A 24,451-nucleotide genomic window follows, 5' to 3' on the forward strand; every position below is an offset into this window, starting at 1 on the left:
CCACGCCACCGCGGAGGGCGATCGCCGCTTAGGCCGCTTCGTGCCGGGCCGCCGGGGCGTTCACCGCCGGGATCTTCAGGGCGAAGGCGCCGTCGCCCAGCAATGACTGCACGACGAGAAGCAGCGTCCAGAACAGCGGGAACTCCCAGCCGCCGCCGGGCGCGTTGAAGACCCAGCCGTTGCCGGCATGCTGCAGCGTGGCGCCGATCAGGATCGGCAGCAGGGCCAGCGCGATCCAGCGGGTATAGACGCCGGCGACCAGCAGCAGCCCGCCGCCGATCTCGCCGAGGATCACCAGATAGGCGAAGACGCCGGGATAGCCGATGCTCTCGAAATAGCCGACGGTGCCGGACACGGTGAAGGTCAGCACCTTCAGCACCAGGCCGTGGGCCAGGAACAGCAGGCCGAGGCCGACGCGCAGCAGGAAGGCGGCGTAAGAGGCGGTGTTGATGTCGATCATTGTCTGGATCTCCTCGATCAGGGTGGCCGGTGAGGGCCGCGTTTGTCTGAAGAGGAGATTAGACGGATCGGCGAGCGGGATAATCCGCGGAGATGGCGATGAATTGTTGCGTGTATATGGACAACGAAGAGCCCCTCCTTTCCCCCTCCCCGACCCTCCCCCGCTGGGCGGGAGAGGGGGCAAGTGCTTGTCGGGAAAAGCGGCGGCAGTCCCTCCCCCGCCCAGCGGAGGAGGTTAGGAGGGGGTAAAACCAGCCCTTTACGGGAACGGCCGATAAACCTATCCGCGCTTCCAGCTCGTGCCCTGCGGGCCGTCCTCAAGGATGATGCCCTGGTCGGCAAGTTCCTTGCGGATGCGATCGGCCTCGGCGAAGTTCTTCGCCGCGCGCGCCGCCTTGCGGCCAGCGATGAGCTGCTCGACCGCCTCGTCGCTCAACCCCTGCGTCCCGCCCTTCGGCGCCCAGCGGAACCAGGCCTCCGGCTCCTGCAGCAGCAGGCCGAGCTGGCGGCCGGCGGCGAGCAGCGCGCCCTTGGCCGCCGCCTTCTCCGCATCGCTCTTCGCCTTGTTCACGGCCGTCGCCAGCTCGTGCAGGTGGGAGATGGCGAGCGGGCTGTTCAGGTCGTCCTCCAGCGCCGCCAGCACGTCGAACGGCAGGTCCTGGTCGAGCGGCGCCGGGTCGCCCCGCAGCGCCTGGTACCAGCGGTCGAGCGTGCCCTTGGCCTGGCGGATGCCGTCGCGGGTGAAGTCCAGCGGCTGGCGGTAATGGGCGCTCAGCAGGGTCAGGCGGATCGCCTCGCCGGGGAACTCGTCGAGCAGTTCATGGACGGTGAAGAAGTTGCCGAGCGACTTCGACATCTTCTCGCCTTCGACGGTCACGAAGCCGTTGTGGACCCAGAAGCGGGCCAGCCGGTCGGTGCCGTTGGCGCAGCAGCTCTGCGCGATCTCGTTCTCATGATGCGGGAAGATCAGGTCCAGCCCGCCACCGTGGATGTCGAAGGTGACGCCGAGATGCTCCTTGGCCATGGCGGAGCACTCGATGTGCCAGCCGGGCCGCCCGCGGCCCCAGGGGCTGTCCCAGCCGGGCTGGTCTGGGCTGCTGGGCTTCCACAGCACGAAGTCCGACGCGTCGCGCTTGTAGGGCGCCACCTCGACCCGCGCGCCGGCGATCATGTCCTCCAGCGAGCGGCGGGAGAGCTGGCCGTAGCTGGGCATCGACGGCACCGAGAACATCACGTGCCCTTCGGCGGCGTAGGCGTTGCCGCGCTCGATCAGCGTCGCGATCAGCGCGATCATCTGCCCGATATGCTGGGTCGCCCGCGGCTCGATGGTCGGGCGCAGGGCGTTCAGCGCGTCCATGTCGGCATGGAACAGGCCGGTGGTGCGCGCGGTCAGCGCGTCGATCGGCTCCCCGCTGTCGCGGGCGCGGTCGATGATCTTGTCGTCGACGTCCGTGATGTTGCGGACATAGGTCACCGCCGGATGGAGCCGCGACAGCAGCCGGAACAGCAGGTCGAACACCACCACCGGCCGGGCGTTGCCGATATGGGCCGTGTCGTAGACCGTCGGGCCGCAGACATACATGCCGACATGGTCCGGACGAAGCGGCTCGAAGCGCTCCTTGCGGCGGGTCAGCGTGTTGTAGAGGTCCAACGGCACGATCCGAACTCCCGGGAAAAGAAGGATTACGCGGTCTCTCCGGCGAGGCGGCGAAGCGCCCGCGCGCGTCCGATCAGGGGTAGCAGGTTCTTCAACTCCGGTCCATGCTCGCGCCCGGTCAACGCACGGCGCAGCGGGAGGAACAGCTCCTTGCCCTTGCGGCCGGTGTCCGCCTTCACCGCATTGGTCCAGGCGCTCCAGGTGCCGAGGTCCCACGGCTCCTCCGGCAGCAGCGCCGCCGCCCGGGCGAGGAAGCCGGCGTCGCCGACCACCGGCGTCACCGGCGCATGGGTCACCGCCCACCAGTCGCGGACATCCGCCAGCCGCGCCAGATTTGGCCGGACCGCTTCCCAGAAGGCGTCGTCGGCGCCGGCCAGGCCCAGCGCCTCCAGCCGGCCGGCCACCGCCGCGAAGGGGGTCAGGTGCAGGATGCGGGCGTTCAGGCGGCCCAGTTCCTCCGGATCGAACTTGGGCGTGCCGCGGGCGATCTTCGACAGGTCGAACTCGGCCACCAGCTCGTCGAGCGTCAGCCGCGCCTCGATCGGGTCGGAGGTGCCGAGCTTCGCCAGCAGGCTGTTGACCGCCATCGGCTCGATGCCCTCCTCGTCGCGCAGGCTGCCGACCGACAGGCTGCCCAGCCGCTTCGACAGTCCCTGTCCGCCGGCATCGGTCAGCAGCGGCAGATGGGCGAAGGCCGGCACGGCGGCATCCAGCGCCTCGAAGATCTGGGCCTGCACCGCGGTGTTGGCGACATGGTCCTCGCCGCGGATGATGTGGGTGATCGCGAAGTCGGCGTCGTCCACCACGCTGGTGAGGGTGTAGAGCGGCCGGCCGTCCTCGCGGATCAGCACCGGGTCGCTCAGCGCCGTACCCTCGAAGCGCACCGGGCCGCGGACGAGGTCGGTCCATTCCACCGGCGTCGGGTCCAGCCTGAAGCGCCAATGCGGCTTGCGCCCTTCCCCTTCGAGCCGGGCGCGGTCGGCGTCGGTCAAACGCAGGGCGGCACGGTCGTAGATCGGCGGGCGGCCCTGCGACACCAGGCTGGCGCGCTTGAGGTTCAGCTCCTCGGCCGTCTCGTAGCAGGGATAGAGGCGCCCGGCCGCCTTCAGCGCCGACGCCGCCTCGTCATAGCGGGCATAGCGGTCGCTTTCCCGGGCGAAGCGGTCCCAGGTCAGGCCGAGCCAGGTCAGGTCCCGGGCGATGGCGTCGGCGAACTCCGGGGTCGAGCGCTCCTCGTCGGTGTCGTCCAGCCGGAACATGAAGCTGCCGCCGGTCTTGCGCGCGAACAGCCAGTTGACGAGCGCCTGGCGCACGTTGCCGACATGGATGCGGCCGGTCGGGCTGGGGGCGAAGCGGACGGCGGTGGACATGGCGGGACTCGCGTGGAGGACTGACGGGCGGCCAGTCCTAGCACGGCGGGTGCGCCTCCGAAAGCCGTGCGGAGGACCAGCGATGCATCGCGGCAACAGCGCGGATGCTGCGGCCGCAAGGCCCGTAGGCGAAGACGCCGGCCTGCGGTAGCTTGGCGGCAACCCTATTCCGGAGAGACATCCCATGGCGGAGAAGAGCTTGCGCATCGGCGTCGTCCTGTCGGGCTGCGGCGTTTACGACGGCACGGAGATCCACGAGGCGGTCTGCACGCTGCTGGCGATCGCCAAGGCCGGCGCCGAGGCGATCTGCTACGCCCCCGACATCCCCCAGGCCCACGTCATCAACCACCTGACCGGCCAGGAGGCCGGCGAGGGCCGCAACGTGCTGGTCGAATCGGCCCGCATCGCCCGCGGCAAGATCACGGCGCTGAGCGAGTTCTCGGCCGGCGACGTCGACGCGCTGATCTTCCCCGGCGGCTTCGGCGCCGCCAAGAACCTCAGCGACTTCGCCTTCAAGGGGGCGGACTGCTCGGTCAATCCGCAGGTCGTGGCTGCGGTCGCCGCGATGCGGGCGGCCGGCAAGCCGATCGGCGCCTTGTGCATCGCCCCGGCCATCCTCGCCAAGATCCTGGGCCAGCAGGGGGTCGAGCTGACCATCGGCAACGATCCCGGCACCGTGGCCGCGCTGGAGGCGATGGGGGCGGTGCACCGCACCACCGGCCATGGCGAGATCGTCGTCGACAGCGGGCTGAAGGTCGTCACCTCGCCCTGCTACATGCTGGACGCCACGCTGGTCCAGATCGCCGAGGGTGCGGAGAATACGGTCAAGGCTCTGGTCGACCTTGCACGCTGAGCAAGATGAGCCGGCGACGAAAGAGGTATTTCCACCTCTTTTGTCACCGGCCACGCTACAGCATGGTGAAAGAATTCATTAACCACCCTCCCACACCCTTGTCCCCGGTTTCTATTTTCAAGGGTGAGGGCTGGCGATGACCTGCATTGTGGGATTGGTGGATGGTGACCGCGTGTGGATGGGCGGCGACAGCGCCGGCGTCAACGGCCTGGACATCACCGTGCGTGCCGACACCAAGGTGTTCCGCAACGGCGACTGCCTGATCGGCTTCACCAGTTCCTTCCGCATGGGCCAGCTCCTTCATTACCGGCTGGACGTGCCGGAGCGCGAGCCGGACACCGACCTCTTCCGCTACATGGTCGTCGATTTCGTCGACTCCGTGCGAAACTGCCTGAAGGACGGCGGCTACGCCCACCGGTCCAACGAGGTCGAGACCGGCGGGACCTTCATGGTCGGCTGCGACGGCCGGCTGTTCACCGTGCAGTCCGACTATCAGGTCGGCGAGGCGGTCCGCGGCTTCCACGCGATCGGCTGCGGCTCGGATTACGCGCTCGGCTCGCTCGCCTCCACCGTCGGGCAGCCTCCGGAAGAGCGGGTGCTGAAGGCGCTGGAATGCGCCGAGCTGTTCAACGGCGGCGTCCGGGCCCCCTTCACCATCCAGTCGATCGTCCGTCGCCCGCATCTGGCGCTGACCGAGGCGGCGTAGGCCCGACACCCTCCGGGAACCGGCGGTCGCGCCGAAGGTCACGCCCGGCCACCAGCGGTCCCGGAGGTGCGCGGCGGCGTTGCGCCTCGGCGCCCAGGATCAGCCGCCAGACCTCGTCCATCGTCTCGGCCGCATGACCGCGGGCGGCGAGCTCCGTCGCCGACAGGTCCGACCCGAGCAGGCAGGCGAGCAGGTCGTCCAGCACCGGCAAGGGCGGAAGGTCCCGCCAGACCGGGCCGGTGCCGGCACGCGCCAGCACCCGGTCGGGCACCACCCGGCCGGCCGGCCCGCGCGATCCGGGCGGCTGGTGGATGTTGCGCCAGCGCGCCAATTCGAGGATCCCGCTCTTGGCGACGTCCTTCAGCGGCGCGTAGCCGCTTCCCGAATCGTCGTCGGCAAGGCCGAGCGCCAGGTCGCTGCGGTCGGCCGCCGAGAGCAGCAGCGCCCCCATCCGCTCCGCCAGCGCCGCCAGGGTGGCGGCGCGCACGCGCGCGTGCAGCCGGTCCTCCGTCACGCCCGCCTGCCGCCCGGCGAAGGCGGGGGCGAGCAGCGAGTCCACGGCCTTGACCACCGGTCCCAACGCCACGTTGTCGAGGCGGCATCCGAGAAGCCCGACGATCTCCGCCGTGTCGTCGAGCTCCTCGCCCAGCGCGTCGCCGCGCCGGCTGCCAGCCGGAAGCGGCGCCCGGACGGCCAGGACCCGGTCGGCTCCCAACGCATCCACGGCAAGGGCGGCGACCAGCGCAGACTCGGGGCCGCCGGTCAAGCCGACCACCACGCCCGGCAGGCGGCGCTTCGACACGACGTCGCGCAGCCCGAGCACCAGGGCGCAGTAGAGCGCCTCCGTTCCCTCGACTGGCGGCATCGTTTCGGCCTCGGAACATTCCCATTGCCCGCCGTCGCCGCACAGCCAGCGGGTCAGGAGCAGATGCTCCGCGAACAGCGGCGCCTGCGCCGCCAGCCGTCCACCCACGGCCAACGCGAGGCTGCCGCCGTCATGGACCAGTTCGTCCTGGCCACCGGCGGCATTGACGGCGATCAGCGGCAGCGCGCATTCGACCACCCGGCTGACCGCCGCCTGCAGGCGGCGGTCGTGGCTGCCCGGCGTGAAGGACTCGGCGAGCAGCGCGACCAGGAGTTCGGCCCCGCTCTCCGCCAGCGTTTCCGCCACGTCGGCGCTCGCGAGATCGCCGGCGATCAGGAGGCCGATGCGCACGCCGCGGACATTGACCGGCCCAGGCATCGGACCGCAGTCGAAACAATCGTCGTCGGGCGCGCCGTTCAGTTCGGCCTGGAAACGAACGGCGGCGATCCGTCCGGCATCCAGCAGCAGTCCGGCATTGTACCGTTGGCCGCCGTCCCGCCACGGGGCGCCGACCAGCAGCGCCGGCCCGCCGTCCGCCGTTTCGGCGGCCAGCATCCGCACCGCGGACTCCACGGCGTCGAGGAATGCCGGCTTGCGCAGCAGGTCGAGAGCGGGAACGCCCGGCAGTGCCCCGGCGGGAAAGACGACCAGATCGGCGCCGCGCGCCGCGGCCTCCGCACGGACGATGCGGATGCGGTCGGCGTTGGCGGCAGGATCGCCTGCCGTTGGGTTGATCTGGGCGAGCGCGATCGACAGGCGGTCGGCAGCCGGGTTTCCGGCATGGATGCTCTCGGTCATGGCGGCGGCTCCCTCTTCGGGGTGCTTCGGATCGGGCAAATCCCGCGCAACCGTATCAGGCCCCGGTCCACAGTCAAAGCCGCCACTCGCCGCAGATCGTCTCGTAAACGCAACGAGCAGGATACGAACTGGTGAAATGAAGGCGTCTGATTCGCCGTTTAGTAAGGTAACGAAGGAATCACAATCATTCTGAGAATGTCCCCGAATTAACAAATGGTAAAGGTTGCCGAGCCCATGCTTCCCTTGCACATAACGAAGCGATGCGGGGGCATCCATGTATTACGCGGAGCTCAGCGGCCCGAACGGCAAACCGTCGGTGCTGTCCACGGCGGTGCAGAGCGGTTCGTCAAAGACGGCCGGCACGGCGAAGGACGCGCTGGCGAAGACGGACGCGAAAGCGGCGGACGGCGGCAAGGCCGCCCAGTCGCCGGCCTACACGATGAGCCAGTCGATGGAGTCGCTGCTCGACAGCCTCACCGGCAAGGGCGGCAGCGCGGACCAGGGCTCCGCGGCAGGTGGTGGGGCCGCCGGAGGTGCCGGCCTCGACCGCGCACGTCAGGCGCAGTCGATCATGCAGTCGGCCCTCGACCACAGCAAGGGGCTGTCCGGCATGTTCGGCAAGGCGATCGACCAGCTCAAGCAGGGGCTGGGCGACGTACTCGGAGCGATCGGGGTGCCGCAGAACCGCATCTCCGACGCCGTTTCCGGCTTCGGCGACCATGTGAAGTCCAAGCTGGACGGCATGGACTTCAGCGAGCTGTCGGTGGACATGCAGTCGAGCCAGTCGCAATGGTCCATCGAATCCCACGGGATCGACCTGGAAATCCAGGACGGCGACCGCAGCGTCCGCATCTCCTTCGCCAAGTCGACCCTGGACTTCCGGCGTGACGACCAGCGGCTGCAGGCCACCCTCGGTCAAGGGGGGCAGACGCTCGGCGTCTCCGGCATGACCACCACCGCCACCGGCAAGTCCACGGGCATGATCGTCCGCGGCGACGGCTTCAGCGAGGATGAGATCAACGACATCCTGGGCAAGCTGAACGCCATCGCGGCCAAATCCGGCGGCGACGGAATGAAAGGCCTGGCGGTGCTCAAGCCCACCACCGGCAAGGATGGCGTCACCCACCTGTCGCTCGACCTCTCGGTCCCGGTCGACGGGCTGAGCGCCGGCAAGGCCACCTCCGCCCCCGCCCAGGTTCCCACCCAGGCTCCCGCGACCACCACCCAGGGCGGCGGCAAGCAGCCGAGCGTGAACCTGACGGCCTGAAACCCGGGCTGTGCGGGTCGATGTCACAGCGCCGGTCCAATATCCTCCGGACCGGCGCTTGCCCGCCCTCGATGGCTTCATTAAAAGCGGATTCTTCCCGGCCGGTCGATCCAGCAGACGGATCCGGCCGGACGGCCGTGCTCCGCAGCGAGCCGGAACCGCCAGGACCCCATCGAGCCGGACACGCCGCCATGACCGATCGCGACACGCTGCTGGCCCTGAACCAGGCCTTCTACCGGGCATTCACCGAACGCAACATGCCGGCGATGGAAGCCCTGTGGGCGGAAAGGCTGCCGATCTCCTGCATCCATCCGGGCTGGGCGGCGCTGTTCGGGCGCGAGGCCGTGCTGGCGAGCTGGCGCGACGTGCTGCGTGCGCCCAGTGGCATCGCCGTCCACGCCCGCAACGAGCGCGTGACCCTGCATTCCGACACGGCGCTCGTCCTGTGCGAGGAGATGCTGGGCGATGCCGTGCTGGCCGCCACCAACCTGTTCGCGCGGGAAAACGGCCAGTGGCGCCTCGCCCACCATCAGGCCGGGCCGATCGCCCACCAGCGTGCCGACGTCGAGATCCCGGTGCGGCAGAAGCCGCGCCTGCACTGAAGGCGGCGCCCGCGCCTACTGCGACAGGCTGGCCACCTCCGGCCGCGCCTCCAGCCGGCGGACCAGATCGACCACCACGCGGTCGGCGGTGACCTTGTCGGGGTCGCTGTTGGTGAGTGCCACCACGCCCCAGCGATGGGCGCGCGAGAAGGCGATGTAGGCGTTGAAGCCGCCGGTCGAGCCGGAATGCCAATGGATCGGCGTGCCGTCGTCGGCACGGGCAACGAACCAGCCGAGCGCCATGGCGCCGCCTCCCAGCGCCCCCGGATCGGCCAGGGACCTGCCTTCGACCTGCACCGCCTGGGCAAGGTCCAGCGTCGCCGCAACCCCCGGCTCGCAGCCGCGCCCGTCCGGACCGGCGGCGGCGCCCGCGCAATCCCCCAGGTTGGCCGCCATCCAGCCCAGCAGGTCGTCGGCGGTGGAGTAGAGGCCGAAGGCCGGCAGCATCGCCGGCGCCTCCCAGTCCGGCACGCCGACGCCGCGGGCGTGGCCGGACGCCTTGCGCGCCTGCTGCTCGGCCGTCGGGTGGAGGGTGGTGTCGCGCAGGTCGAAGCGCACGGTCACCACGCGCTTCAGCAGGGCCTCGTAGGATTGGCCGGCCGCAGCCGACAGCGCCTCGCCCAGCACCGCCATCCCGGTGTTGGAATAGCTGAAACGGGTGCCCGGCGGCACCGGCGGCTGGTAGGCGGCAAGCCACAACGCCAGTTCGCCACGCGACAGCGCCTTGTACGGGTTGCGGGGATCCTCCAGGCGGCTCCAGGAAAAGCGCGGCGTCTCCGGGACGTTGGGCAGCCCGGCGGTGTGGGTCGCGAGATCGCGCAGCCGCACCGGCCGGCCGTCGAACTGCGGCAGATGGCCGAGCGGCACCGGACCGATGCGCCGCAGGTGGCGCTCCAACGGGTCGGCGGGGTCGACGCGCCCCTCGCGCATCAGCTCGGCCATGATGGTGCCGGTGAAGGGCTTGGTCAGCGACGCGATCTGGAACAGGGTGCGGCCGTCGGGCGGGCCGCCGTCGGGCCGTCCCGGATCGCCCCGCCCGACCACGACGCGGTGGCCGTCGCGGATCACCCCGACCACCATGCCGCCCGGCCCGGCCGACGCCAGCCGGTCCTCCACGGTCCGCGCCACCTGGTCGCGCAGCGGGTCGAAGCCGATGGCTCCGGTCGGCCCGAGCGGCACGCTCCACAGCAGCAGACAGCAAACGATCAAGAGCAGCCCGCGCCGCATCCCCTTCTCCGCCCGGCCCCGAAACCGATACGGAGAGTGGGCCCGCGTCCGGCGGACCGACAGGTTCGCGAAGGGCGATGCGGCGAAAGGCCGGTCGGGTGCCGCCGTGGTACTCCCGGACGGCCACGCTCACGCCCCTTCCCGCCCGCGCCCTACTCGCTCGGGACTTCGGCCCTCGGCGGACGGCGGTCCTTGACGATCGACAGCGGCACGTCGTCGGCCGCGATCTCCAGGATCGGATGGCCGTCGAGGAGCGAGGGGCAGCGCTGGACCTGGGTGAAGGCCAGGAAGAAGTCGGCCTTGCGCCAGTCGGGCTCGATGCCGTTGACCAGCCGCAGCCAGGGCGGCAGCTCGAAGCGCACCGCCAGCGTGTTGCCGCAGACCGTCAGCGTGTATTGCCGCGGCGGGGCATGACCGTCGTTCTCGCGCTCGACATATTCGATCAGCTCCTGCAGCGCCTCGTGCAGCGAGTTGCCCCAATAGTCCAGTTCGAACCGCCCGTCGGCGCCGCGCACCCCCCCGGTGAACTGGTTGTAGTAGACATACTGGTTCGGATGCATGGCGCCGAGCTGCCAGGCGTACAGCACGCCGACCACGGTCATCGCCGCGGCGAATCCCTGCCCCAGCGCCCGGCCGCCACGCTGGCACAGCGCCCACACCCTGTCGGTGGCGATGGCCGCCAGCACGACGAAGGGCGGCGCCAGGAACAGGAAATGCCGGATGCCGTTGTAGACCGACGGGCGCATCAGCATGAACAGCAGGATCGGCAGGAACGCCGCCAGCGCCAGCGGCGTGTAGCGCACCAGGGTGAAGGCGCCGGTCCGCCGCCAGCCCCCGCGCGCCAGCCACACCGCCGCCATCGCCACCGCGACCCCGGCGCCGATCACCACCGCTTCCGGCAGCTTCACCGCCAGATAGACCGGCAGGTACAGCGCCGGCGGGTCGTTGGAGTGGACAAGCTGGCCCATGAACAGCGTCTGGATGTCGATGGGGAAGTGCGAGACGACGCGCAGCGCCTCCAACGGATTGCGGAACGGCCGCTGCACCACCCAGGGCCAGAACATCGCCATGATGGCGTAGGCGACGGGAATCGCGGGCCACAGCGACAGGAAGGCGTGGCGCGCGTCGGCAAGCACCCGGCGCCCCCCCTCCTGCCGCGCGACCAGCGCGAAATGCAGGGCCATGCCGGCGGCGAGGTAGAAGCCCGCGAGCACCGCCCCCACCCGGATCGCCAGCGTCATGCCGAGCACCAGCCCGAACTTCAGCACGGCGCTGCGGCTGGGGCGCGGCAACTGGAGCAGGATGCGCGTGGCGAAATAGAGCGTCCACACCATGCCGGCGGCGAAGGGGACGTCCTTGGTGTTGTTGAACATCGCGCCGTAATAGACGCCGCTCAGCGCCAGCAGGGCCGTGGCGATGAAGCCGGCGCGCGGCCCCGCCAGCAGCCTCGTGTAGCGCCAGGTTCCGGCGATGCCGAGCACGCCGACCAGGGCGCAGAGAAGATGGCGGGTCTCGTACTCCTCGAAGGGCGAGAAGGGGACGATGACCGCGGTGATCAGGTCGAACAGGCCGCCATAATAGGCGAGGTCCTTGAAATGGAAGGCCGACCGGTCCTGGAAGCCGCTGGTGTAGTAGGACAGCAGCTTCTTCCCGTAGATGTGCTGCACCTCCTCGTCGGTGCTGATGCCGTAGCTGAGGAAGGTGAGTGCCGCCAGGATCAGCAGGCCCAGGACCAGCGCGCGCGACAGCCCGTCCCACAGCGCGCCGTCGTGGCGCGGCGGCGTCCAGCCGGCGGGCATGCCGATGACGGGATCGGCCGGGGCGCGATGGGAGGCCGGAGGGGCCTCCCCCTCCGGACGGCGGCGGGCCTGGATGGTCATCGCTGCGGCTCCGCCCCGGTTTCGGACAGGGTCCCGGCCTCGACCGGACGCGCCGGCGGGGCGGCGGCTGGATCGAAGGGCACCGGGTCGTGGGTGCCGTCGAAGCCGTGGGCCGAGCGCACGATGAACAGCGGCCGGCCCTTCACCTCGGCGAAGACGCGGCCGAGATAGTCGCCGATGATGCCGAGCGTGATGAGCTGGATGCCGCCGAGGAACAGCACCGCGACCAGGAGCGATTCGTAGCCCGGCACGTCGATGCCGTGGAGCAGCGTGCGCACCAGGCGGATCAGGATATAGACGAAGGCCACCCCTGAGACGGCCATGCCGACCAGGCTCCACACCCGGAGCGGGAAGGTCGAGAAGGCGGTCAGCCCGTCGAGCGACAGGCGCAGGAGCTTGACGAACCCCCATTTGGTGTCGCCGCCGGCGCGCTCGCCCTGTTCGTAGGGGATGGCGGCCTGGCGGAACCCGACCCAGGCGAAGATGCCCTTCATGAAGCGCGTGCGCTCGGGCATCCGGTTGATGACCTCGACCACCCGGCGGTCCATCAGCCGGAAATCGCCGACCTCGCGGGGCAGCTTGATCTCCGACAGGTGGTCGAAGAACCAGTAGAACAGCCGCGCGAACAGCCGGTGCTTCAGGCTCTGCCCCACCCGGGCATGCCGCACGGCGACGACGACGTCGTAGCCCTCCCGCCATTTGGCGATGAAGGCCGGCAGCAGTTCGGGCGGATGCTGGAGGTCGGCGTCCATCGGCACCACCGCGTCGCCGGTGGTATGGCTGAGCCCGGCGGACAGGGCCAGCTCCTTGCCGAAGTTGCGCGACAGGTCGACCACCTTGATGCGCGGATCGCGGTCGTGGGCGTCGAGCAGGCGGTCGACGGTGTCGTCGCGGCTGCCGTCGTTGACGCAGACGACCTCCCAGTCCATGCCCAGCCCGTCGAGCACCGGCGTCAGCCGGGCGAACAGGGCGGCGACGTTGGGACCCTCGTTGTAGAAGGGGATCACGACCGAAAGGCGGCCGCGCGGCGGGCGGCCCGGTCGGCGTGCGGAAGCGGTGCGGTCGTCCAGAGAGGCCGCTGGAAGAGGCGCGTCGGTGATGGACATGGCCAGCCGTCGGGTCAGAGCATCGAAAGCCGGGAGAAGAGGATGATCGGCGACGACCCCGGCCGGCCGCTCCGCCCTTCGGCGTATACCACGATATGAGGGATGTTCAAAATGCCTCTCCTGTGACCGGCACGGCACAAAAAATGGCCGGTTCGCCACAGCCGTAGGCGCCCGATGACGGCGAACACCGGGCAAACATCCGCCGCGGCCTTTTATTCCGCAGCCGCGAAGCCGGAACGCACAACAGGGCGCCCGGCCACCCACAAAGCTGGCGGTCGTATGCGGGCATGTGGCACGGTTCCTGAAACGGGTCACAATGATTGACCCTTTCGACCCATCCTCCCGACAACCATCACCCCGACAGAAGCCGAGCCATGACCTTGTGCCGCCGGAGGCCTCTCACATGAGCCTTTTCAATCGCCTTTCCGTAAGGACCAAGATCACCGCCGGCAGCGCCGGTATCCTGGTGTTCCTCGTGCTGATCGGCGGCATCGGAATCGTCGCGCTGCGCGACGCCGGTGGCGCGGTGGAAACCTACAAGCGGCTCGGGCAGCAGACGAACGAGCTGGGCCGCATCCAGGCGCTGATGCTGGAGATGCGGCAGCAGGCGACCAGTTTCCTGCTGACCGGCGACGCCGAGGTCGGGGCGACGGTCCGCCGCCATGCCGAGGACGCGGCCCGGACCATCGCGGAGGCCCGCGGCCTCTTCACCGATCCGGCACTGCTCGGCACGGTCGACCACATGGCCGAGGAGATTGCCCAGTACCGGGAGGCGTTCGCCACGGCGATGGAGCTGCAGGCCCAGCGCACCAAGACGATCGGCGACCTGAACGAGCTCGGCCCGCGCCTGGAGAAGGCGCTGGACGGGATCATGGACAGCGCCGGTGCCGCCAACGACACCGAGGCGGCCTATCTGGCCGGCATGGCACTGCGCCACATGCTGTCGGCGCGCATCTCCGCCACCCGCTACAACGTCGACAGCTCGCCGACGCTGGCCGACGAGACGCTCGCGCAGTTCGCCGACGCCGCCAGCCGCGGCGGGGCGATGATGGCAAAGCTGGGAGACTTCGAGCGCCGCAAGATGGCGATGTCCTACACTGCGATGCTGCGCGTCTACATCACGGGCTTCAACGGCCTGGTCAAGACCACCGGCGAACGCGACAGGCTGGTGCGCGAGGTGCTGGTGCCGGTCGGCGAGTCCGTCGGCAAGCAGGCGGACGAATTGACGCAGGCGAGCGTGGCGAACCAGCAGGCGCTGGGTGTCCAGACCGGCACCTTCATCGGCAAGTCGCGCACGGTGATGGCCGGCGCCTCGCTGATCGCCGTGGTGCTGGGGGTGGCGGTGGCGCTCCTGATCGGGCGCGGGCTGTCGCGGCCGGTGGTGGCGATGACCGACCGCATGACCCGGCTTGCCGGCGGCGACCGCGCGGTCGACATCCCCGGTCTCGACCGCGCGGACGAGATCGGCGGCATGGCCAAGGCGCTCCAGGTCTTCAAGGACAGCCTGATCGAGAGCGACCGGCTGGCCGCCCTCCAGCAGGCGGAGCATGAGGCGGGGCGCATCCGCGGCGAGCGGATCGACCGGCTGACCCGGGAGTTCGACCAGCTTGTGCTGGCGGCGCTCGGCCGGGTGTCCCTGTCGGCGACCCAACTGCAGGCCACCGCCCAGGCCATGTCGGCCAACGCCGAACAGACGACCCGCCAGGCCGACGCGGTCGCCAGCGCCTCCCAGGAGGCGACCGGCAACGTCGAGACGGTGGCCGCGGCCACCGAGGAGCTGTCCGCCTCGATCGCCGAGATCGGCCGCCAGGTGGCGGAGAGCACCCGCATGGCCGGCCAGGCGGTGGCCGTCGCCGGGAAGACCGATACGACCGTGCGCGGGCTGGTGGATGCCGCCCAGCGCATCGGCGAGGTCGTCGGCCTGATCACCGACATCGCCAGCCAGACCAACCTGCTGGCGCTGAACGCCACCATCGAGGCGGCCCGCGCCGGCGAGGCCGGCAAGGGCTTCGCCGTGGTTGCGGGCGAGGTCAAGCAACTGGCCAGCCAGACCGCCAAGGCGACGGAGGAGATCGGCTCGCAGATCGCCGGCATCCAGGAGATCAGCCGACAGGCGGCAGGCGCGATCGCCGAGATCGGCCGGGTGATCGGCGAGATCAACCACATCTCCACCACCATCGCCGCCGCCGTCGAACAGCAGGGGGCGGCCACCGGGGAGATCAGCCGCAACGTCCAGCAGGCCGCCCGCGGCACCCAGCAGGTGTCCGGCACGATCGTCGGCGTGTCGGAGGCTGCGGCCTCCACCGGCGGCGCGTCGCGCGAGGTGCTGGCCGCGTCCGACGGGCTCAACCATGAGGCCGAGGGCCTCCGCGGCTTCGTGTCGCGCTTCCTCGCCGACATGCGGGCGGCCTGAGCGCAAAGGCCGGCTGCGGCCTGGGTTTCAAGGCTCCGGCGGCACCACGGGACCGCCGCCGGAGCCGCGCCATAAGCGAGGCGCCGGCCGGCCCAGCCTTTTTCGCACCGACAATCCCCTTGCACGGCGGGGTGCCCTTCGGCACATAGGCGCCATGATCCTGACCCCGATTGCCATCGACGACATGCCGAAGGCGCTTGCCGCCTTCGACGCCAACCTGGACGGCCATCCGCAGGCGCGGGCCGCCTTCCGCCGCATCGCCGCCACCTGGCCGGTCCGCCCCGACGGCGAGCCGAACGGCGGCGTCGACACCCCGGCGCACCGGGCCGAAGCGGTGCGGCTGGCCCACGCCCACGGCATCGGCACGCTGGACGAGCCGCCCAGCCGCTCCTTCATGTGGGACGGCCAGGTGATCCGCACCGAGGTCGAGGCGACAGTGATCGTGCATGAGGTGGCGCACTGGCTGTGCGCTGCGCCGGATCGCCGGCCGCTGATCGACTACGGCCTCGGTCCGGGCCCGGAAACCACCGCCCGGAAAGAGGCCCGCGCCGACAAGCGCCTGTGCTTCGAGGACTGCATGCACGAGGAGCAGCAGACCTCCCTGCTCGGCGTGCTGTGGGAGGCGGAGCTGGACCAGCCGGCCATCCTGGCCTTCATGGAACAGAACTGGATGGAGCACTGGGAGCGGCCGAGCACCGCCGCCTTCTTCATCCGCCACGCCGAGGAACTGTTCGGCCGCGGGCTGATCGACGCCGACGGGCGCCCGACCACCGCGCGCGGCTGGGCGGACGAACGCCGGGGCGTCCTGGCCGCCTGATCGGGTCGCTTGATTGGGCCGTCTGGCCGGGCGGCCCGAAGCGCGGGGGCCGGGCGTCACGTCAGCCGGCTCCGGACACCATGAAGGCGATGGAGATCGACACCGGCGACAGCAGGGTGGAGATCAGCAGCGACATCGACACCACCTCGCGTCCGGCGCCGTAGCGCTCGGCGAAGACATAGGCGTTGATGCCGGTCGGCAGGGCGGCTGCCGTGACCGCCGGCGCCACCCACAGCGGCGACAGATGGAAGACCTGGGTGGCCAGCAGCCAGGTCAGCAGCGGGTGCAGCCCGGTCTTCAGCACGGCCACCACCGCTCCCGGCAGGATCGCTCCCGACGCCGGGCTGAAGGCCAGCGTCGCCCCCAGCGAGAAGCAGGCACAGGGCAGCACCGCCTGCCCCAGCATGGTGAAGCCCTTCATCACCATGGCCGGGACCGGCGCATGCAGGAGATTGGCGCCCAGGCCCAGCGCCACGCCCAGCACCAGCGGACTGGTCAGCGTCGCCCAGGCGGCGGCCAGTGCCGCCCTGACCGGATGGCCCGCCACGCCGCCCGCCCGTTGCGCGCCGGCAGAGCGTTGCGCCTCGACCAGCATGGTGGCGGAGGTGAAAAGCAACGGCGACTGGAAGACGATCAGCAGCATCACCGGCACCGCCACGGCCGGGCCATAGGCCTGCATGACGATGGGAATGCCGAGCATGGCGATGTTGGAGAAGGAACTGGCCAGGCCGATCGTGGCGATCTGCTCCCGGCGGCCCGCCAGCCGCATCCACAGGGCGCCCACCAGGAAGACCGCGAAGGCGGCGAGGTAGAAGGACGCGATCAGCGCCCATTCGAGCGGATCGGGAATGTCGGCCTGCGCCATGCTGGCGAACAGCAGGGCCGGCAGCGCGTAAAGGCCCACGAACCGCGACAGCCCCTGCGCCATGGCACTGGTGAAGCCGCGCCACCGCGCGGCCCAGAAGCCGAGGCCGATCAGGCCGAACATCGGCAGGACGAGCTGGAAGATCAGGGACATGGGAAACGCCTGCCGGACGCTGCGATGCACGGCGCCCGAAGGCGGACGCCGGCCATTACAGCGCCCCGCCGCCGATGATGGAACGTCTTCGAACGATTGGCAGATCTGCGCGGCCGGCGCGGGCGCAGAACCGCCGGCCGACCCGGACCGCGGTCCGGCGAGGGGGGATAGAAGGGGAATGCCGACGGGAAAAAAGCAAAGGGCCAGCGCGTTTCCGCCCGGCCCCTGGAACTGCGGCAATTTGAAAACTGGAGCGGGCGAAGGGATTCGAACCCTCGACCCCAACCTTGGCAAGGTTGTGCTCTACCCCTGAGCTACGCCCGCGCTCCGCACCGTCTGGCGGTGTGCGGCGGACTATACTCATCGGCCGACGCAATGCAAGCGCCTTGTTCCGGTTTTTTCCACCGGCTGGACGATTTTCCACGGGATCGGTACAAAGATCGCCATGGACACCGCATCGCTCCCCCTGCCCGATCCCAACGCCCCGCTGCCGACCTCGCCGGAACAGCTTCTGGCACGGCTCGACGCGCTCGGCATCCCGGCCGCCACGCACAGCCACCCGCCGCTGCACACGGTGGAGGAAAGCAAGGCGCTGCGCGGCGCCCTGCCCGGCGGCCACTGCAAGAACCTGTTCCTGAAGGACAGGAAGGGCCAGCACTGGCTGGTCGTGGCGCTGGAGGATGCGCGGATCGAGCTGAACCGGCTGGACAAGGCCATCGGGTCCGCAAGGCTGTCCTTCGCCTCGCCCGAGCGGCTGTGGCACGTCCTCGGCATCCGTCCGGGGTCGGTCTCGCCCTTCGCCCTGGTGAACGACGCCGGCCACCAGGTGCGCGTGGTGCTGCAGAAGGCGATGATGGAGCACGAGCTGCTCAACTACCATCCGCTGCTGAACGACCGGACCACGGCGATTCGCTCCGAGGACCTGCTGCGCTTCATCCGCGCCTGCGGCCACGAGCCGGCGATCGTCGATTTCGGCGCCGAACCGGATGGCGGCGGCACAGTGGCCGGCTGAATCCCGGCGGCGGCACCCGGTGGCCGCACCCGACGGCGACGCAATGCTTGCTTGAGCCGACGCGCACACTCACATATCACGGCAAACAGACCGGCAACATGGCCCACCGGGCTGTCCTCCTGGGCCAGACACCACCAACGGGACCGAACCACGCCATGTTCTCCATGCCCCCCGCGAACGCGCCCAAGCCCGCAGCCAAGCCTGCCGCCGGCGGTGCCGCCGACCTCGTGAAGGACAGCTCCGACCGCGCCTTCATGGCCGACGTGATCGAGGCGTCGCGCGACGTGCCGGTGATCGTCGACTTCTGGGCGCCCTGGTGCGGCCCCTGCAAGCAGCTCGGCCCGATCATCGAGAAGGTGGTGCGCGCCGCCAAGGGTGCCGTCCGCCTGGTGAAGATCGACACCGACGCCAACCCGATGATCGCGTCGCAGCTTCGGGTGCAGTCGATCCCGGCGGTCTACGCCTTCTTCCAGGGTCGGCCGGTCGACGGCTTCATGGGCGCCCTGCCCGAATCCCAGGTCAAGGCGTTCGTCGACAAGCTGGTGGCGCTGGCCAAGCAGGCCGGGGTCGGCGGCGGCGACGACATGCTGGAGGAGGCGCTTGCCCAGGCCAAGGAGATGCTGGACGGCGGCGACCTGCAGGGTGCGCTGGACCTTTACGGCCAGATCCTCCAGGCCGAGCCCGAGCATGCCCAGGCCTTTGCCGGCATCGTCCGCTGCCTGATCGCGGCCGGCGAACTGGAGCAGGCCAAGGAGATGCTGGCCCAGGCCCCCGAGGCGATCGCCAAGGACAAGGAACTGGCCAACGTCCGCGCCGCGCTGGAGGTGGCGGAGCAGGCTTCCAACGCCGGCCCGATCCCGGAGCTGATGGAGAAGGTCGCGCATGATCCGGCCGACCACGCCGCCCGCTTCGATCTCGCCATGGCGCTGTTCGCCGCCGGCAAGCGCGAGGCCGCGGTGGACGAGCTTCTGGAGATCTTCAAGCGCGACCGGACCTGGAACGACGACGCGGCGCGCAAGCAGTTGGTAAAGTTCTTCGAGGCTTTCGGCCAGACCGATCCCTTGACGATCAAGACCCGCCGGCGCCTGTCGTCGATGATGTTCAGCTAAGGCTTTTCGGAACGGGCGGCTGTTCCGCGGTTCAAGGGGTTCTATGTGATTGGCATGACCAGGAACCCCTTCGACCCCGCTTTCGGTCAGCTCCCGACGATGCTGCCGATCTTTCCGCTGGCCGGCGTGCTGCTGCTGCCCCGCGCACGGCTGCCGCTGAACGTCTTCGAGCCGCGCTACCTCGCCATGGTCGAGGACGCGCTGGCGAGCGGCCGTATGATCGGCATGATCCAGCCGGTTGATTCGGCGTCCCGCGAACGCGATCCGGCGGTCTATCCCTGCGGCTGCGCCGGGCGCATCACCAGTTTCGGCGAGACCGACGACGGCCGCTTCCTCATCACCCTGACCGGTATCGCCCGCTTCGAGATCGCCCGGGAGGTCGAGGGCGCGCGCGGCTATCGCCGCATCGTTCCCGACTGGCGCCCGTTCAAGGGGGATATGGAACCGGAAGCCTGCGGCGACGTCGACCGCAGCCGCCTGCTGGGCGCACTGAAGACCTATTTCCGCGTCCAGGGGCTTTCGGTCGACTGGAAATCCATCGAGACGACGCTGGACGAACGGCTGATCAATTCACTGGCGATGATCTGTCCCTTCAGCCCGAGCGAAAAGCAGGCGCTGCTGGAGGCCCCGACGCTGGCGGAGCGAGGGAAGGTCTTGATCGGGCTGGTGGAGATGGCCATTCTCGACAGCCACGACGGGGACGGCCCGCCCCCCAGGCACTGACCGCCCCCTTCCCCATCGATTGTGAGACACGACATGGCGACGCCCGACGACAAGAGCAGCGAACCGAAGACCAGCGCCCGCGTCGACCCGAAGCTGCTGGAGATCCTGGTCTGCCCGCTGACCAAGGGTCCGCTGCGCTACGACGCCGAGCATGCCGAGCTGATCAGCGAGCGCGCCGGGCTGGCCTATCCCATCCGCGACGGCATCCCGATCATGCTGATCGACGAGGCGCGCAGCCTGGACAAGGCGGGGTCGGCGCGATGAGCGGCGATGCCGGCGGAAGCTTCGGCACCGTCCACTGGCCCACGGAAATCCGGCTGAAGACGCAGGAGAAGCGGCTGGAGGTCGATTTCGACGACGGCCGCCGCTTCTCCTATCCGGCGGAGTTCCTGCGCGTCGTAAGCCCGTCGGCCGAGGTGCAGGGCCACAATCCCAGCCAGAAGCAGACGGTCGCCGGCCGCCGCCACGTCGGCATCATGCGGCTGGAGCCGGTCGGCAACTATGCCGTCCGCATCGTCTTCGACGACCTGCACGACAGCGGCATCTATAGCTGGAAATACCTCTACGAGATCGGCACCGATCAGGACCGCCTGTGGGCCGAGTATCTGGAGGAGCTCCAGGCCAAGGGCCTGAGCCGGGAGCCGCGGCGCTGAGCCGGCGCGCCGCCCGCCCCCCTCCCCGGCCGGGAGAGGGGCGGCGCCGGCTTCCTCATTTCCAGATCGGTTTGCCGCTGCCCGGCAGGCCGTAAAGGTTCCATTTGCGGCTGACCTGGTCGACGACCTCGTCGCTCATGCGGATCTTCTGGCCCCACTCGCGCTTGGTTTCCGGCGGCCACTTGTTGGTGGCGTCCAGGCCGACCTTGCCGCCGAGGCCCGAATCGGGGCTGGCGAAGTCGAGATAGTCGATCGGCGTGCCTTCGATCACCGTGATGTCGCGGGCCGGATCCATGCGTGTGGAGATCGCCCACATCACGTCCTTCCAGTTCCGCGCGTCGATGTCGTCGTCCACGACGATCACCCACTTCGTGTACATGAACTGGCGCAGGAAGGACCAGACGCCCATCATCACCCGCTTGGCGTGGCCGGGATAGGCCTTCTTCATGCTGACCACGGCGATGCGGTAGGAGCAGCCCTCCGGCGGCAGCCAGAAATCGACGATCTCCGGGAACTGCTGGGTCAGCAGCGGGATGAACACCTCGTTCAGCGCTTCCCCCAGCACCGACGGCTCGTCGGGCGGCCGGCCGGTGAAGGTGGAGAGATAGATCGGTTTGCGCCGCATCGTCATGGCGGTGACGGTGAAGACCGGGAAGGATTCGACCGAGTTGTAATAGCCGGTATGGTCGCCGTAGGGTCCCTCGTCGGCGTACTCGTCGAGGCTGACATGGCCCTCCAGCACGATCTCCGCCTGGGCGGGGACCTTCAGCGGCACCGTCTTGCAGTCCACCAGCTCGACCTTCCTGCCGCGCAGCAGGCCGGCGAACTGGTATTCCGACAGGGTGTCGGGCACCGGCGTCACCGCGGCCAGGATGGTGCCGGGGTCGGCCCCGAGCACGACAGCGCAGGGCAGCGGCTCGCGCTTGCCGCCCATTTTTTCCTGATGAGCCTGCCAGCGGTGATGGTGCTGGGCGCCGCCGCGGTGCTTCAGCCAGCGCATAATGGTCTTGTTGCGGCCCAGCACCTGCATGCGGTAGATGCCGAGGTTGAAGTCGTCCTCGCGCTTGCCCGTCGGCCCCTTGGTCACCACCAGCGGCCAGGTGATAAGGGGCGCCGGCTCGCCCGGCCAGCAGCTCTGCACCGGCAGGCGGCCGAGATCGACGTCATCGCCGGTCAGCACCACCTCCTGGCAGGGAGCGGAGCCGACGGTCTTCGGCTTCATCGACAGCACGGTCTTGGCCAGCGGGATCAGCTCCAGTGCCTCGCGGAAGCCGCCGGGCGGCTCCGGCTGCTTGAGGAAGGCCAGCGTCTCGCCGACGGCGCGGAGCTGGTGCGGCTCGCGGTCCATGCCCCAGGTGACGCGCTCCACCGTGCCGAACAGGTTGACCAGGACCGGCATCTCGGACCGGGTGCCGTCGGCCTTGATGACGTTCTCGAACAGCACCGCCGGGCCGCCCTCCGCCAGCAGGCGCGTCTGGATCTCGGTCATCTCCAGCACGGTCGACACCGGCTCCTTCACCACCACCAGCCGACCATTCTTCTCCAGCCGGTCGATGAAGTCGCGCAACGAGGTGTAGGGCATCGCCGGGTGTCCGTGTGTTGAGGGGCGTTGAAAGCGGACGATACCCTTCCGCCCGGCGGCCGTTCCGTCAAGTGCGGCGGCGGAAGCAGCGAAAGAAAAGCCCCTCTCCCGCCGGCCGGCGGGAGAGGGGCTTGCAAGGACAGGATGGTGGCGTGGACGGATCCCGCGAGGATCAGTACATGTGCTGGCCGCCGTTGATCGACAGCGTCGAGCCGGTCATGAAGCCGTTGTCGTCGCTGACCAGGAACAGGACGGCGTTGGCAATCTCCGAGGCGCGGCCGAGGCGGCCGACCGGGACGCGGGCGACGATCTTCTCCAGCACGTTGGCCGGCACCGCGCGCACCATGTCGGTGTCGATGTAGCCGGGGGCGATGGCGTTGACGGTGATGCCCTTGGCCGCGCTTTCCTGGGCCAGCGCCTTGGTGAAGCCGTGGATGCCCGACTTGGCGGCGGCGTAGTTGACCTGGCCGTACTGGCCGGCCTGGCCGTTGATCGAGCCGATGTTGACGATGCGGCCGAAGCCGCGCTCGCGCATGCCGTCGATGACGTTGCGGCACATGTTGAAGCAGGAGGACAGGTTGGTGTGGATCACCGCCTCCCACTGCTGGTAGGTCATGCGGTGCATCACGCCGTCGCGGGTGATGCCGGCGTTGTTGATGAGCACCTCGACCGGGCCGAGGTCGCCCTCGATCGCCGCGATCCCCTTCTTGCAGGCGTCGAAATCCGCGACGTCGAACTTGTAGGTCGGGATGCCGGTGCGGGCGGTGAATTCCTCGGCCGCCTGGTCGTTGCCGGCGTAATTGGCGGCCACCTTGTAACCGGCATTCTTCAGGGCGATGCAGACCGCTTCGCCGATGCCGCGGGTGCCGCCCGTGACGACTGCAACTCGAGCCATTGTTTTTCTCCCCAGAAAAGTGATCGTTTGGTTGGTTTCTTGTGGTTGTTGTTTTTGGGCGAGCGCAGGCAATCCCGCGGGTGCGGGGTGCGTGCGAACACCTTGGACGGGTCGGGCCGCCCCCTCAGCGGGAGGGCGGCCCGTCCGATATCAGTCGCGCTGGACGCAGAGGGCGATGCCCATGCCGCCGCCGATGCACAGGGTGGCGAGGCCCTTCTTGGCGTCCCGCTTCTGCATTTCATACAGCAGCGTGGTCAGCACGCGGGCCCCCGAAGCACCGACCGGATGGCCGAGCGCGATGGCGCCGCCGTTGACGTTCACCTTGCCGGTGTCCCAGCCGAGGTCCTTGTTCACCGACAGCGCCTGGGCGGCGAACGCCTCGTTCGCCTCGATCAGGTCGAGGTCGTCGACGGTCCAGCCCGCCTTCTCCAGCGCCTTGCGCGAGGCCGGGATCGGGCCGGTGCCCATGATCGCCGGATCGACGCCGGCGGTCGCCCAGGAGACGATGCGGGCCAGCGGGGTCACGCCGCGCCGGGCGGCGTTCTCGGCGGTCATCAGCACCAGGGCGGCGGCGCCGTCATTGATGCCCGACGCGTTGCCGGCGGTCACCGTGCCGTCCTTCGAGAAGGCCGGGCGCAGCTTGGCCAGCGATTCCGGGGTGGTGCCGTGCTTGGGATACTCGTCGTCCGACACCACGGTGTCGCCCTTGCGGCCCTTGATGGTGACCGGGACGATCTCGTCCTTGAAGCGGCCGGCCTTCTGGGCGGCTTCCGCCTTCTGCTGCGAGGCGGCGGCGAAGGCGTCCTGCTCCTCGCGGGTCAGTTGCCACTTCTGGGCGACGTTCTCGGCGGTGTTGCCCATGTGGTAGCCATGGAAGGCATCGGTCAGGCCGTCGCGCAGCATGGTGTCGAGCATCTCCGCCGACCCCATCTTGGTGCCGTTGCGCAGGTGCATGACGTGCGGGGCCATGCTCATGCTCTCCTGGCCGCCGACGACCATGACGTCGGCATCGCCGTTCTTGATCGCTTGGTAGCCGAGGGCCACCGCGCGCAGGCCGGAGCCGCAGAGCTGGTTGATGCCGATGGCGGTTGCCTCGACCGGGATGCCGGCGTTGACGGCGGCCTGGCGGGCCGGGTTCTGCCCCTGGCCGGCGGTCAGGATCTGCCCCATGATCACTTCGTTGACTTCCGCAGCATCGGTCTTGGCGCGGGCCAGCGCTTCGCGGATCGCGACCTCGCCCAGGACATGGGCGGGAACGGCGCTGAGGGCACCGTTGAAGCTGCCGATAGGCGTACGGGCGGCACCGGCAATGACAACCTCGGTCATGGAACGCTCCTCGAATTAGGACAGTTTTATTATAGCGCTGGTGGGACGCTCGGAGTGGTTCTTACCTTAAGACGTGCAGACCAAAGGGCGCAAGATGGCCGAAGGTCGCTGGC

The 24,451-nt window shown here is 69.5% G+C and carries 22 protein-coding genes and 1 tRNA gene; 11 read left to right on the forward strand and 12 right to left on the reverse strand.

What is annotated here, in order from left to right; all coding sequences use genetic code 11:
- Positions 1-28: 28 nt before the first annotated feature.
- The 3 genes from J2850_RS13895 to gltX form a co-directional block, all read right to left on the reverse strand.
- On the reverse strand, positions 29-460 hold the full coding sequence (locus tag J2850_RS13895; protein ID WP_209982586.1) for a DoxX family protein: 432 nt from the start codon (positions 458-460) through the stop codon (positions 29-31).
- 279 nt (positions 461-739) lie between these two features.
- A complete protein-coding gene (gene cysS, locus J2850_RS13900) occupies positions 740-2,116 on the reverse strand; it encodes a cysteine--tRNA ligase (RefSeq protein WP_209982588.1) in 1,377 nt (458 codons plus the stop codon).
- Positions 2,117-2,142: 26 nt separating this feature from the next.
- Complete coding sequence (gene gltX / locus J2850_RS13905) at positions 2,143-3,486, reverse strand: glutamate--tRNA ligase (protein WP_209982591.1); 1,344 nt, start codon at positions 3,484-3,486, stop codon at positions 2,143-2,145.
- 184 nt (positions 3,487-3,670) lie between these two features.
- On the opposite strand from gltX, the gene elbB reads away from it, so the two are divergent.
- Positions 3,671-4,339 carry an isoprenoid biosynthesis glyoxalase ElbB gene (gene elbB, locus J2850_RS13910; protein WP_209982593.1) on the forward strand — a complete coding sequence of 223 codons (669 nt, stop codon included), beginning with the start codon at positions 3,671-3,673 and terminating at the stop codon, positions 4,337-4,339.
- Positions 4,340-4,475: 136 nt separating this feature from the next.
- Positions 4,476-5,045 carry a hypothetical protein gene (locus J2850_RS13915; protein ID WP_209982595.1) on the forward strand — a complete coding sequence of 190 codons (570 nt, stop codon included), beginning with the start codon at positions 4,476-4,478 and terminating at the stop codon, positions 5,043-5,045.
- Here J2850_RS13915 and nadE read toward each other — a convergent pair.
- Positions 4,990-6,708: an NAD(+) synthase gene (gene nadE / locus J2850_RS13920; protein ID WP_209982597.1), complete on the reverse strand. Its 1,719-nt coding sequence runs from the start codon at positions 6,706-6,708 to the stop codon at positions 4,990-4,992. The genes J2850_RS13915 and nadE overlap by 56 nt on opposite strands.
- 274 nt (positions 6,709-6,982) lie before the next feature.
- Between nadE and J2850_RS13925 the strand changes: the two genes are divergently transcribed.
- Positions 6,983-7,975 carry a hypothetical protein gene (locus J2850_RS13925; protein ID WP_209982599.1) on the forward strand — a complete coding sequence of 331 codons (993 nt, stop codon included), beginning with the start codon at positions 6,983-6,985 and terminating at the stop codon, positions 7,973-7,975.
- Between the two features lie 191 nt (positions 7,976-8,166).
- Positions 8,167-8,577 carry a nuclear transport factor 2 family protein gene (locus J2850_RS13930; protein WP_209982601.1) on the forward strand — a complete coding sequence of 137 codons (411 nt, stop codon included), beginning with the start codon at positions 8,167-8,169 and terminating at the stop codon, positions 8,575-8,577.
- A 15-nt stretch (positions 8,578-8,592) separates the two neighbouring features.
- On the opposite strand, the gene J2850_RS13935 is transcribed toward J2850_RS13930, so the two are convergent.
- The 3 genes from J2850_RS13935 to J2850_RS13945 form a co-directional block, all read right to left on the reverse strand.
- Entirely contained in the window at positions 8,593-9,786 is a 1,194-nt protein-coding gene (locus J2850_RS13935; protein ID WP_246513063.1) for a serine hydrolase domain-containing protein, read from the reverse strand.
- Positions 9,787-9,956: 170 nt separating this feature from the next.
- Complete coding sequence (locus tag J2850_RS13940; protein WP_209982605.1) at positions 9,957-11,684, reverse strand: ArnT family glycosyltransferase; 1,728 nt, start codon at positions 11,682-11,684, stop codon at positions 9,957-9,959.
- Complete coding sequence (locus J2850_RS13945) at positions 11,681-12,790, reverse strand: glycosyltransferase family 2 protein (RefSeq protein ID WP_246513064.1); 1,110 nt, start codon at positions 12,788-12,790, stop codon at positions 11,681-11,683. Before J2850_RS13945 ends, J2850_RS13940 begins: the two co-directional genes overlap by 4 nt.
- A 403-nt stretch (positions 12,791-13,193) precedes the next feature.
- Between J2850_RS13945 and J2850_RS13950 the strand changes: the two genes are divergently transcribed.
- Both J2850_RS13950 and J2850_RS13955 read left to right on the forward strand, forming a co-directional pair.
- Positions 13,194-15,203, forward strand: a complete 2,010-nt coding sequence (locus tag J2850_RS13950; RefSeq protein ID WP_209982607.1) for a methyl-accepting chemotaxis protein — start codon at positions 13,194-13,196, stop codon at positions 15,201-15,203.
- 154 nt (positions 15,204-15,357) lie between these two features.
- Positions 15,358-16,020: a hypothetical protein gene (locus tag J2850_RS13955; protein ID WP_209982609.1), complete on the forward strand. Its 663-nt coding sequence runs from the start codon at positions 15,358-15,360 to the stop codon at positions 16,018-16,020.
- A gap of 61 nt (positions 16,021-16,081) precedes the next feature.
- On the opposite strand, the gene J2850_RS13960 is transcribed toward J2850_RS13955, so the two are convergent.
- A complete protein-coding gene (locus tag J2850_RS13960) occupies positions 16,082-17,038 on the reverse strand; it encodes an AEC family transporter (protein ID WP_209982611.1) in 957 nt (318 codons plus the stop codon).
- Positions 17,039-17,287: 249 nt separating this feature from the next.
- Positions 17,288-17,362: transfer RNA gene (locus J2850_RS13965), tRNA-Gly, on the reverse strand.
- A gap of 121 nt (positions 17,363-17,483) precedes the next feature.
- Between J2850_RS13965 and J2850_RS13970 the strand changes: the two genes are divergently transcribed.
- The 5 genes from J2850_RS13970 (at position 17,484) to J2850_RS13990 (ending at position 20,535) form a co-directional block, all read left to right on the forward strand.
- Positions 17,484-18,050, forward strand: a complete 567-nt coding sequence (locus J2850_RS13970) for a prolyl-tRNA synthetase associated domain-containing protein (RefSeq protein ID WP_209982613.1) — start codon at positions 17,484-17,486, stop codon at positions 18,048-18,050.
- Between the two features lie 155 nt (positions 18,051-18,205).
- Entirely contained in the window at positions 18,206-19,159 is a 954-nt protein-coding gene (locus J2850_RS13975; RefSeq protein ID WP_209982615.1) for a thioredoxin family protein, read from the forward strand.
- A 54-nt stretch (positions 19,160-19,213) separates the two neighbouring features.
- Positions 19,214-19,882, forward strand: coding sequence for an LON peptidase substrate-binding domain-containing protein (locus J2850_RS13980; protein WP_209982617.1), 669 nt, complete (start codon positions 19,214-19,216; stop codon positions 19,880-19,882).
- Positions 19,883-19,915: 33 nt separating this feature from the next.
- Positions 19,916-20,146, forward strand: coding sequence for a Trm112 family protein (locus tag J2850_RS13985; RefSeq protein ID WP_209982619.1), 231 nt, complete (start codon positions 19,916-19,918; stop codon positions 20,144-20,146).
- The gene (locus J2850_RS13990; RefSeq protein WP_209982620.1) at positions 20,143-20,535 is read left to right on the forward strand and encodes a gamma-butyrobetaine hydroxylase family protein; all 393 of its coding nucleotides are present in this window, start codon (positions 20,143-20,145) and stop codon (positions 20,533-20,535) included. The genes J2850_RS13985 and J2850_RS13990 overlap by 4 nt, the downstream gene beginning before the upstream one ends.
- A 55-nt stretch (positions 20,536-20,590) precedes the next feature.
- Here the strand turns inward: J2850_RS13990 and J2850_RS13995 are convergent, their stop codons facing one another.
- From J2850_RS13995 to J2850_RS14005, 3 genes are all read right to left on the reverse strand, one after another.
- Positions 20,591-22,117 carry a UbiD family decarboxylase gene (locus J2850_RS13995; RefSeq protein WP_209982622.1) on the reverse strand — a complete coding sequence of 509 codons (1,527 nt, stop codon included), beginning with the start codon at positions 22,115-22,117 and terminating at the stop codon, positions 20,591-20,593.
- Between the two features lie 172 nt (positions 22,118-22,289).
- Positions 22,290-23,012 (reverse strand): acetoacetyl-CoA reductase, encoded by a 723-nt coding sequence (gene phbB, locus J2850_RS14000; protein ID WP_209982624.1) that lies wholly within the window; start codon positions 23,010-23,012, stop codon positions 22,290-22,292.
- Positions 23,013-23,162: 150 nt separating this feature from the next.
- Complete coding sequence (locus tag J2850_RS14005; protein ID WP_209982625.1) at positions 23,163-24,338, reverse strand: acetyl-CoA C-acetyltransferase; 1,176 nt, start codon at positions 24,336-24,338, stop codon at positions 23,163-23,165.
- Between the last annotated feature and the right edge of the window lie 113 nt (positions 24,339-24,451).

Source organism: Azospirillum picis (assembly GCF_017876115.1).
GTDB lineage: Bacteria > Pseudomonadota > Alphaproteobacteria > Azospirillales > Azospirillaceae > Azospirillum > Azospirillum picis.